Raw genomic sequence first — 10452 nt, forward strand, 5'->3', positions numbered from 1 at the left:
GGCGATGTGCAAATCCTTCATCGCCCTCGCTGGCCTCGCTTTCGGCGGCATCGCGGTCGCCGGCCTCGTCTTCTCCGGCGCGCTCAACCGCAGCGTCGTCTCCAGCACCGTCGAGACGCCGCTGACACCTGAGCAGATCAAGGCGCTGGCACCCCACGGCGCCAAGGTCGCGGCGGCGGCCGATTGCTACGCCTGCCACACCGCCCGCGGCGGCGCCCCCTGGGCCGGCGGCATGCCGTTCGAGACGCCGTTCGGCGTGATCCACGCCACCAACATCTCGCCGAGCCCGGAAGGAATCGGCGGCTGGAGCCGGGCCGCGTTCCACCGGGCGCTGCGCGACGGCATCGCGCCGGGCGGGCGCCATCTCTATCCGGCCATGCCCTACACCTCGTATCGCGGCATGAGCGAGGGCGATGTCGATGCGCTCTTCGCCTACATGACGACCCGCGCGCCGATGCCGGTGGCGAACCCCAAGAACGGCCTCGCCTTTCCCTTCGACCAGCGCTGGACGCTGGCCGCCTGGAACTTCCTCAACCTGCCGGCCTCGGTCGCCGAGCCCGATCCGGCGCGCTCCGAGCTGTGGAACCGCGGCCGTTACGTCACCGAGGCGCTCGGCCATTGCGGCGAGTGCCATACCCCGCGCGACCTCACGCAGGGGCTGCGCACCAGCAAGGCGCTGACCGGCGCGGTCATCGAAGGGCTGGAAGCGCCCGACATCACCCCCGCCGGGCTGACCCGGATGGGCTTTTCGCCCGCGAGCCTCGCGACCTTCATGGGCTCGGGCCTCTCGGCGCAGGGCGCGGCCACGCACCAGATGTTCGACGTGGTGCATTTCTCGACGCGCCACATGGACCGGGCCGACCTCCTGGCGATGTCGGCCTACCTGTTCGACCGCGATGTCTTGGCTGACGAGAAGCCGCCCGCTCCTCCGCAGCCCGCGCCGGTGGCGGCCGACATCGCGGCACGCGCACAAAAGACCTATGCCGGCCTCTGCGCCGGCTGCCACGGGGCAGGGGGCCAAGGCATTCCCCACGTCTCGGTGGCGATGCGCGCCAACGCCTCTTTGCGCACCGCCAGCCCGTCGGGCTTCGTCCGGGCGGTCCTCGCCGGCCTGCCGGCCCAGAGTTTTCCGAACGGCGAGCGCATGGACGCGATGCCGGGCTTCGCCGTCGATCTCGACGACGCCGCCATGGCCGACCTGACGAACTGGATGCGCGCCGAGTGGGGCGGGCAGGCGCCGACGGTGCGGGGGCAGGACGTGGCGGCGGTGCGGGCGACGCTGACCAAGCACCACGCGGCGAGCGAGTAAGGTGATGGCGCTTCGAGAAGAATCGCCACGCGAAACCCTCCCCCCTCTGCGGGGGAGGGTGCCCGCGGAGCGGGCGGGAGAGGGGAGCGACGGCGCCGCTTGGCCGCGTTCGACGGTGAATTCTCCGGAAGCGTCGCTCCCCTCTCCCGACCCTCGCTTACGCGAGGCCCACCCTCTCCCGCGGAGGGGAGAGGGTAGGGCGCTGGCGCGCCCGAAGAGGAGCGCACCATGGACCAACTGACCGGCATGCGCGTCTTCGTCCGCGTGGCGGAGCTGAACAGTTTTTCTCGCGCGGCCGAGGATCTGGAGATCGCCCAATCCACCGTCACCAAGACGGTGGCGTGGCTGGAGAACCGCCTCGGCACCCGCCTCATCAACCGCAACACCCGCGGCCTCACCCTCAACGAGGCGGGCAAGCTCTACTACGAGACCTGCCGCACCATCCTGCGCCAGATCGAGGAAGCCGAAGGGCTGGTGCGCCGCCACGACGCCGAGCTCGACGGCACGTTGCGCATCTCGACCTCGGTCGCTTTCGGCGAGGCGGTGCTCGGGCCGATGCTGCTGCCGTTCATCGCGGCCAACCCGCGCCTCAGGGTCGATCTCACCTGCGAGGACGCTTACGTCGATCTCATCGCCCGCGGCATCGACGTGGCTTTGCGTATGGGCCGCCTCACCGATTCCTCGCTCGGCGGGCGCTATCTCGGCGCCAACCCCTGGGTGATGGTGGCGGCCCCCGGCTACCTCGCCCGAAGCGAACCCCTCGACGCACCGGACGATCTCGGGCGCCACGACTGCATCGTCTATTCGAGCGTGCAGGGCGACGCCGTCTGGCAGATGCGTACCGCCGACGGGCGGACGCACGCGGCGAGCGTGCGCGGCTGCCTGCGCTCGAACAACCTGCCGACCCTGCTCTCGGCGGTGCGCTCCGGCCTCGGCGTGGCGATCCTGCCCCGCTACGTCGCGGAAAGCGCGCTGAGCGCCGGCACGCTGGTCGAGTGCCTGCCCGGCTACGTCCTGCCCGATCAGGAACTCTACGCGGTGTTTCCCTCGCCCAAGCTCGTGCCGCGCAAGGTCACGGCGCTGATCCGCCACCTCGCGCCGCGCCTGCGCGGGGCGTGGTGGCAGGAGCGGGACGACAATACTCAGATATTCCGGGGCGGAATAAATCAAATCGAACCGACAATATTCACCGATATCCCCGAATAGACTACAAACAAAAAGTCACAAAAAAGGAGGACAACGTGCCCAAGATGCGCGCGATCGACGCCGCGGTTCTCGTCCTGGAACGCGAGGGCGTGACCTGTGCCTTCGGCGTTCCGGGTGCTGCGATCAACCCGCTCTACTCGGCGCTGCGGGCACGCGGCACGATCCGCCACGTGCTGGCCCGCCATGTCGAGGGCGCCTCGCACATGGCCGAGGGTTACACCCGGGCCAAGGCCGGCAACATCGGCCTCTGCATCGGCACCTCGGGCCCGGCCGGCACCGACATGATCACCGGGCTCTACTCGGCGTCCGCCGACTCGATCCCGATCCTGTGCATCACCGGACAGGCGCCGCGGGCCAAGCTCTACAAGGAAGACTTCCAGGCCGTCGACATCGAGTCGATCGCCAAGCCCGTCACCAAGTGGGCCGTCACGGTCCGCGAGCCGGCGCTCGTCCCGCAGGTGTTCCAGCACGCGTTCCACCTGATGCGCTCGGGGCGCCCCGGCCCGGTCCTGATCGACCTGCCGATCGACGTGCAGGTCGCCGAGATCGAATTCGACATCGACGCCTACGAGCCGCTGACGCCCTACAAGCCCGCCTGCTCGCGCCGTCAGGCCGAGCGCGCGATCGCGATGCTCCAGGCGGCGGAGCGCCCGCTGATCGTCGCGGGCGGCGGCATCGTCAACGCCGATGCCTGCGAACTCCTCGTCGAGTTTGCCGAGCTGACCGGCGTGCCCGTCATCCCGACCCTGATGGGCTGGGGTGCGATCCCCGACGACCACCCGCTGATGGCCGGCATGGTCGGCCTCCAGACGAGCCACCGCTACGGCAACCGCACCTTCCTCGAATCCGACTTCGTGCTCGGCATCGGCAACCGCTGGGCCAACCGCCACACCGGCTCGGTCGAGGTCTACACCAAGGGCCGCACCTTCGTTCACGTCGATATCGAGCCGACCCAGATCGGCCGCGTCTTCGGCCCCGATCTCGGCATCGTCTCGGATGCCGGCGCGGCACTCCGCGAGTTCATCGCGGTCGCCCGCGACCTGAAGGCGAGGGAAGCGTTGCGCGACCGCGCCGTCTGGGCCACGGCTTGCGCCCATCGCAAGCGGGCGATGCTGCGCAAATCCCACTTCGATCAGGTGCCGCTGAAGCCCCAGCGGGTCTATCAGGAGATGAACGAGGCGCTCGGGCGCGACGTCTGCTACGTCACCACCATCGGCCTGTCGCAGATCGCGGGCGCGCAGTTCCTGCACGTCCACCATCCGCGCCACTGGATCAATTGCGGGCAGGCCGGCCCGCTCGGGTGGACGCTGCCCGCCGCGCTCGGCGTGCGCGCCGCCGACCCGGACCGCAAGATCGTCGCGCTGTCGGGCGATTACGACTTCCAGTTCCTGATCGAGGAGCTGGCGGTCGGGGCGCAGCACAAGCTGCCCTACCTCCACGTCGTCGTGAACAACTCGTATCTCGGCCTGATCCGGCAGTCGCAGCGCGGCTTCCAGATGGATTTCGAGGTGAGTCTGGCCTTCGACAACATCAACGCGCGGCCCGAGGGCGATGCGGTGCCGGGATACGGCGTCGATCACGTCGCGGTCGCCGAAGGGCTCGGTTGCAAGGCGATCCGGGTGAAGAGCCCCAACGAGTTCAAGGACGCCTTCGCCCGCGCCGAGGCGCTGATGGCGGAGCATCAGGTTCCGGTCGTGCTGGAGTTCATCCTCGAGCGCGTCACCAACATCAGCATGGGCACCGAGGTCGACGGCATCAACGAGTTCGAGGAGATTCTCTGCCTCGACCCCGAACTGTCGCTCAAGTCCAGCCAGACGCTTCCCGCGCCCGTCGCGGCCTAAAAGCCCACCACCGTCATTCCGGGTCCGCGAAGCGGAACCCGGAATCCACGGACAAGCACTGTGCCCAGTCGTGGATTGCCCGCCTCCGGCGTGCCCCTCCGGGGTCCGGGTTCCACTCCGCGGCCCCGGAACGACGACAGAGACGAAAGTCACACTATGCCCAATTTCGCCGCCAACCTCACCCTGCTCTTCAACGAGCACGACTTTCTCGACCGCTTCGAACAGGCCGCCCGCGCCGGCTTCCGCGGCGTCGAGTTCCTGTTTCCCTACGCGTTTGCCAAGGAGGCGATCCACGAGCGCCTCGTGCGCCACGAACTCGAACTCGTGCTGCACAACCTGCCGGCGGGCGACTGGGCCGCGGGCGAGCGCGGCATCGCCGTGCTCGCCGACCGCCGGGGAGAGTTCCGCGAGGGCGTTCAACGGGCCATCGACTATGCCGGCACGCTCGGCTGCACCCGGATCAACTGCCTCGCCGGCATCGCGCCCGACGGCGTGGAACGCGCCCGCCTCCATGACACGTTCCGGGAAAACCTCAGCCATGCGGCCGGCGAACTGAAGAAGGCCGGCATCCGCCTGCTGATCGAGCCGATCAACACCCGCGACATCCCCGGCTTCTTCCTGACGAACACGCGGCAGGCCGTGGCGCTGATCGAGGAGATCAATTCCGAAAATCTGTTCGTGCAGTACGACGCCTATCACATGCAGATCATGGAGGGCGATCTCGCCCGGACGATCGAATCGAACCTGCCGCGCATCGCCCACATCCAGCTCGCCGACAATCCCGGCCGCCACGAGCCCGGCACCGGCGAGATCAACTACCCGTTCCTGTTCAAACACCTCGACGCCATCGGCTACCGCGGCTGGATCGGCTGCGAATACCGCCCGGCCACCACCACGAGCGAGGGCCTCGGCTGGTTCGCGCCGTATCGGGGCTAGGCGCCTTCCCCTCCCCCTTGCGGGGAGGGGTCAGGGGTGGGGGTGGTTCAGAAGGCACCGCCGAGCTTCATCCGGCACCACCCCCACCTCCTCCCTCCTCCCCGCAAGGGGGAGGAGAGCGCCGAGCGGACCCCGAAGAGACAAACCGGCCACAGCAGCCTCATTCCAAGGACCAACCACATGGCGACCATCGGATTCATCGGCCTCGGCATCATGGGCCGGCCCATGGCGGAGAACCTGATCAAGGCCGGGCACACGCTCTTCCTCAAGAGCCGCCGCGACGTGCCGGCCGAGCTGATCGCCGCCGGCGGCACGGCGTGCGACTCGGCCCGCGAGGTCGCCGAGCGGGCCGACATCGTCATCACCATGCTGCCGGACACGCCGCAGGTGGCCGACGTCCTGTTCGGCGCCGACGGCGTCGCCGAGGGGCTGAGCGGCTCAAAAATCGTGATCGACATGAGCTCGATCGACCCGATCGCCACCCGCGGCTTCGCCGAGCGCATCAACGAGCTGGGATCGGCCTATCTCGACGCGCCGGTCTCCGGCGGCGAGGTCGGGGCCAGGGCCGGCAGCCTCACCATCATGGTGGGCGGACCCGAGGATGCCTTCGCGCAGGCAAAACCCCTGTTCGAGGCGATGGGCAAGAACATCACGCTGGTGGGCGGCAACGGCGACGGCCAGACCACCAAGGTCGCCAACCAGATCATCGTCGCGCTCACCATCGAGGCGGTCGGCGAGGCGCTGGTCTTCGCCTCCAAGGCCGGCGCCGATCCGGCCCGCGTCCGCGCGGCGCTGATGGGGGGCTTTGCCGCCTCGCGCATCCTCGAAGTTCACGGCGAACGCATGGTGAAGCGCACCTTCGATCCGGGCTTCCGGATCGACCTGCACCGCAAGGACCTGAACCTCGCGCTCCAGGGCGGGCGCACCCTCGGCGTGGCCCTGCCCAACACCGCGACCGCGATGGAGCTGTTCAACGCCTGCGCGGCCCATGGTGGGGGTGATCAAGACCATTCGGCGATGGTGCGCGCGCTGGAGCGGATGGCCGCGCACGAGATCGGCCAGGGCAAGTAATCGAGACCGCTCGGGCGGCGTGACGACGCCGCCCGAGCGGGGAGGGGGACCGGCCGAAGCCGGCGCAAACGAGGGGGGATTTCATGCTCGCACGATGGCTCGTTGCCGCTTCGCTCGCGCTTCTACCGGTCTGTCAGGGAGTGACAGGTCGAGCCTGGGCCGCCGACCAGGCGCGCCAGGTGGTGTCGCCCGAGGCGCCGCCGGTGAAGGAAATCCCGTTCTTCGTCTTCAGCGACACCCAGATCAGCTACCGCTACCAGTACCCGTCGGCCAATCCCGGCAGCCAGGTGCGCGAGGCGGACGGCAGCTTCCGCAACCGCGATGCGCCCAAGCACATCCTCGGCATCGCGCACGCCAACGCCTGGGCCTACGGCACCAACTTCTTCGCCCTCGACATCCTGAAGTCCGGCTCGCAATTCCCGGCCGGCACCACCAACGCGCCGGGGGGCTTTGCGGCCTACGATTACGGCAACACCGAAGCCTACGGTCTCTACCGCGGCACTCTCAGCCTCAACGCGCTCACGAACACGAAGGCCTTCGTGATCCCCGGGATCGTCAAGGACGTGTCGCTCGCCTTCGGCTTCGACGCCAACGCCCAGAACTCGCCGTTCGGCCCGAAGAAGCGCGACGTCGTCGGCGGCCTGAACTTCGCCTTCGACGTGCCCGCGGGCTTCCTCAACCTGTCGGTCCACGCCTACAAGGAATGGAACCGCAACGGCTTCAATATCGGCCCCGACCGCTCGGTGAGCTTCGACACCGTGCCGGAATTCGAACTCGTCTACAGCTTCCCGCTCACCTTCACCGGCCTGCCGCTGAAGATCGCGGGCTTCAACAACGTCGTCCTGCCCAAGGGCCGCGGCGTCACCAACCCGGCTGCCTTCGCCTTCAACCCGAAGACCGGCCTCGAATTCCTGTCGCGCACCAACCTCGTGCTCGACATCGGCCAACTGTTCTACGACCAGCCCAACCGGGTCGATGCCTTCATCGGCTTCCAGTACTGGCACAACAAGTTCGGCAACATCGAACGGTTCGATTTCAAGGGCACCGAGGAGAAGAGCTTTCTGGCCGGCGTATCGTTTCACGTGTTCTGAGTGTCCGCTCGCCTGCTCTCCCGATTTCAGCAGGTTCGTGCCCGATCTCCATCCCACCCGCAGCCTCATCCTGAGGTGCCCGCGTGAGCGGACCTCGAAGGAGGGCTCCAGGGATCGCGCGGCAGGCTGGAGTCCTCCTTCGAGGGCGACGCTTCGCGCCGCCACCTGAGGACGAGGGGGGTTGATCGGACGAAGGCGACGGAGCAGGTCCAGGGCGCAGGAGACCGAAACCTCCTGCCGTGGAGAGGCTCGAACATCACGACAGCGCCTGCGCGGCCCGTAGGCGTCCGACTCCATCCTCAGAGGCGGCCGTCCCCGGCCGAGCGAACCATGCGCCGTCACCGCTACGCCAAGATCGTCGCCACCGTCGGCCCGGCGACCAACACGCCGGAGATGCTCAAAGCCCTGTTCCTGGCCGGCGTCGACACCTTCCGCCTCAACTTCAGCCACGGCGTCCAGGCCGACCATGCCAAGGTCCACGCCGCGATCCGCGCGCTGGAGGCGGAAGTCGGGCGCCCCATCGGCATCCTGCAGGACCTGCAAGGCCCGAAGATCCGCGTCGGCACGGTGCGCGACGGCCGCCTCGACCTCGCGGCGGGCGAGCGGGTGCGCTTCGTCCTCGAGGGGGCTGAGGGCGGCAAGGACGCGATCCCGCTGCACCACCCGGAGATCTTCGCCGCCGTGGTGCCGGGCCAGGACCTGCTGATCGACGACGGCCGGGTCCGCGTGCGGATCGTCGGCGTCGAATCCGCCGTGATCGAGGCCGAGGTCGTCACCGCGGGAGTGATCTCGAACCGCAAGGGCGTGAACCTGCCGGGCACGCTGCTCGATCTCTCGCCGCTCACGGAAAAAGACCGGGCGGACCTCGCCTTCGGCCTCGAACTCGGCGTCGATTGGGTGGCGCTCTCCTTCGTGCAGACACCCTCCGACGTGCTGGAGGCCCGCGGCCTGATCGGGGACCGGGCCGGCATCATGTCGAAGATCGAGAAGCCCCAGGCGCTCGACCGGATCGAGGACATCATCCGCCTCTCGGACGCCGTGATGGTCGCCCGCGGCGATCTCGGCGTCGAAATCCCGCACGAGGACGTGCCCGGCCGCCAGAAGGAGCTGATCCGCGCCTGCCGGCTCGCGGTGAAGCCGGTGGTGGTGGCGACCCAAATGCTCGACTCGATGGTGAGCGCCCCGGCGCCGACCCGCGCGGAAGCCTCGGACGTGGCGACCGCGATCTACGACGGGGCGGACGCCGTGATGCTCTCGGCGGAATCGGCCACCGGGCGCTATCCGGTCGAGGCGGTGGCGATGATGGACCGCATCATCCGCTCGGTGGAGGGGCACAAGCTCTACCGCTCCATCGTCGCGGCTTCCGAGCCCGGCGAGGAGGAGACCCCGCCGCATGCCGTCGCGACCGCGACCGCGGTACTCGCCGAAGCGATCCAGGCGCGCGCCATCGCGGCCTACACCACCAGCGGCACCACCGCGGCGCGGGTGGCCCGCAAGCGCCCGGCGGTGCCGATCCTGGCTCTGACCCCGAGCCGCGAGACCTCGCGCCGCCTCAGCCTGCTCTGGGGCACACACAGCGTGCACACGGCGGACGTCGATTCTTACGAGGAGATGACGAGCGAGGCGGCGCGCCACGCCCGCGAGGAGGGCTTTGCCAGGGAGCACGACATGATCGTGGCAGCGGCCGGCATCCCGTTCCACACGCTCGGCAACACAAACAACATCCGGGTGATTCAGGTCTGATACCGTTTCCGGATGATCGACTCGGACGGATTCCCTCAACCTCCGGATGGGATTAGCGATTGAGCCATGGATCGCGGAGGCGGGCATAGCGTATATCGCGGATCACCTGAGCGTAGAGGAACTTGGCTGGCGCGCCCGCACGAGCCGGGAGGCGTGCGCCGCGCGCCACTGATCGGCCCCCACTGGAGTGGTTCATCGGGGAGTTTGGTGGATCGAGGGGCGTGACAGCTAAGTCTTGGCGTGGTGGGCTTGGCTTCGCAAATCGGGGCATGACCCAGCTCTTCCCTGTGCCTGGCTGCCGCCTCGTGCGTGTCGTGCGGGACGGCCCCACCGCGATCACCCTCGTCGCCGAAGCAACGCGCGATCACGCCCGCTGCCCGACATGCCGGGCGGTCAGCACCTCGGTCCATAGCCGGTATCGACGACGACCCGCCAATCTGCCGGCCAGCGGCGAGGCCATCCGGCTGCATTTGGAGGTTCGGCGCTTCTACTGCCGCGACCCAGCCTGCCCCCGCAAAACTTTTGCCGAGCGCTTCCCAAAGCTGCTCGCCCGCTATGCTCAACGCACCCGCCGGCTGGCTGAGGCACAGGCTCGGACCGGTCTCGCACTCGGTGGGCAGCCCGCCGCCCGCTTGCTCGCTCACCTGGCCATGCCGTCCAGCGCCACGACCCTGTTGCGGACGATCCGGAGAATGCCGCTGCAGAAGCCACCTCGACCCTATGTCGTCGGCGTCGATGACTGGGCGCTGCGCAAGGGACGGACCTACGGCTCGTTCGTCGTCGACCCCGAACGCCGACGCCCTCTCGACCTGCTACCCGACCGCTCGGCCGAGACATGGGCCGCATGGCTGCGCCGCGAGCTGCAGATCCGGCTCGTGGCGCGCGATCGTTCGGCCGAGGACGCCCGCGGCACCACGCTGGGCGCGCCGGTGGCCGTGCAGGTCGCCGACCGCTGGCATCTCCTGCTCAACACCCGCGAGATGATCGAGCGCTGGCTCGCCCGTGCCCACCCGCGCCTGAAGCTGTTGCCGCCGACCATGGCGCCAAGGCTTTCGACCCAGCGCATCAGAGCCTATCCGCGCGCACCTGCCGAAACGCTCGCCCGTGCCGCGGCGGTCGGTCGGTGTGGCCTGCTGCCGGTTTGGTAGACACCATCCTAACACTACTTTGGCAGGTTGAGGGAACGCACCGGGTGTTCGCGGATTCGCACGCCATGTCGAAGGACGTGGGTGATTGCGATGTCGGATGCGGGCGG

Annotated in this window: 7 protein-coding genes and 1 pseudogene; all 8 read left to right on the top strand. The window is 68.7% G+C overall.

Features of this window, described 5'->3' with window-relative positions:
- Positions 1-4: 4 nt before the first annotated feature.
- The gene (locus HNR00_RS22290; RefSeq protein ID WP_183573206.1) at positions 5-1309 is read left to right on the top strand and encodes a c-type cytochrome; all 1305 of its coding nucleotides are present in this window, start codon (positions 5-7) and stop codon (positions 1307-1309) included.
- A gap of 228 nt (positions 1310-1537) precedes the next feature.
- On the top strand, positions 1538-2515 hold the full coding sequence (locus HNR00_RS22295) for a LysR family transcriptional regulator (protein ID WP_183573208.1): 978 nt from the start codon (positions 1538-1540) through the stop codon (positions 2513-2515).
- Between the two features lie 35 nt (positions 2516-2550).
- Positions 2551-4356, top strand: a complete 1806-nt coding sequence (gene gcl / locus HNR00_RS22300) for a glyoxylate carboligase (RefSeq protein WP_183573210.1) — start codon at positions 2551-2553, stop codon at positions 4354-4356.
- A 156-nt stretch (positions 4357-4512) separates the two neighbouring features.
- Entirely contained in the window at positions 4513-5292 is a 780-nt protein-coding gene (gene otnI, locus HNR00_RS22305; RefSeq protein WP_183573212.1) for a 2-oxo-tetronate isomerase, read from the top strand.
- A gap of 180 nt (positions 5293-5472) precedes the next feature.
- Positions 5473-6363 (top strand): 2-hydroxy-3-oxopropionate reductase, encoded by an 891-nt coding sequence (locus HNR00_RS22310; RefSeq protein WP_183573214.1) that lies wholly within the window; start codon positions 5473-5475, stop codon positions 6361-6363.
- Positions 6364-6446: 83 nt separating this feature from the next.
- A complete protein-coding gene (locus HNR00_RS22315) occupies positions 6447-7454 on the top strand; it encodes a hypothetical protein (RefSeq protein WP_183573216.1) in 1008 nt (335 codons plus the stop codon).
- Between the two features lie 330 nt (positions 7455-7784).
- Positions 7785-9197, top strand: coding sequence for a pyruvate kinase (gene pyk / locus HNR00_RS22320; protein WP_183573218.1), 1413 nt, complete (start codon positions 7785-7787; stop codon positions 9195-9197).
- Positions 9198-9466: 269 nt separating this feature from the next.
- Positions 9467-10321: pseudogene (locus tag HNR00_RS22325) on the top strand (ISL3 family transposase); the annotation flags it as partial.
- Between the last annotated feature and the right edge of the window lie 131 nt (positions 10322-10452).

Source organism: Methylorubrum rhodinum, from assembly GCF_014199935.1.
GTDB classification, from domain to species: domain Bacteria; phylum Pseudomonadota; class Alphaproteobacteria; order Rhizobiales; family Beijerinckiaceae; genus Methylobacterium; species Methylobacterium rhodinum.